General features: G+C 53.9%; 1 rRNA gene. It reads right to left on the bottom strand.

From position 1 onward, the window contains the following. Window positions 1-23: 23 nt before the first annotated feature. Window positions 24-716: ribosomal RNA gene (locus SIK69_RS08025) — 23S ribosomal RNA — on the bottom strand; the annotation flags it as partial.

The raw sequence follows: 716 nt of genomic DNA, 5'->3' as shown, positions 1-716 counted from the left end.
CGCCAAAACAGCTTCGGCGTTGTAAGGTTAAGCCTCACGGTTCATTAGTACTGGTTAGCTCAACGTATCGCTACGCTTACACACCCAGCCTATCAACGTCGTAGTCTTCAACGTTCCTTCAGGACTCTCTAGGAGTCAGGGAGAACTCATCTCGGGGCAAGTTTCGTGCTTAGATGCTTTCAGCACTTATCTTTTCCGCATTTAGCTACCGGGCAATGCCATTGGCATGACAACCCGAACACCAGTGATGCGTCCACTCCGGTCCTCTCGTACTAGGAGCAGCCCCCCTCAATTCTCCAGCGCCCACGGCAGATAGGGACCGAACTGTCTCACGACGTTCTAAACCCAGCTCGCGTACCACTTTAAATGGCGAACAGCCATACCCTTGGGACCTACTTCAGCCCCAGGATGTGATGAGCCGACATCGAGGTGCCAAACACCGCCGTCGATATGAACTCTTGGGCGGTATCAGCCTGTTATCCCCGGAGTACCTTTTATCCGTTGAGCGATGGCCCTTCCATTCAGAACCACCGGATCACTATGACCTGCTTTCGCACCTGCTCGAGCCGTCACTCTCGCAGTCAAGCTAGCTTATGCCATTGCACTAACCTCCTGATGTCCGACCAGGATTAGCTAACCTTCGTGCTCCTCCGTTACTCTTTGGGAGGAGACCGCCCCAGTCAAACTACCCACCAGACACTGTCCGCAACCCGGAT

The sequence above is a fragment of the Scandinavium lactucae genome (genome assembly GCF_033843265.1).
In the GTDB taxonomy this organism is placed as follows: Bacteria; Pseudomonadota; Gammaproteobacteria; order Enterobacterales; family Enterobacteriaceae; genus Scandinavium; species Scandinavium lactucae.
The sequence above is the reverse complement of the archived record's forward strand: the minus strand, read 5'-3'. Positions and strand labels throughout refer to the sequence as shown.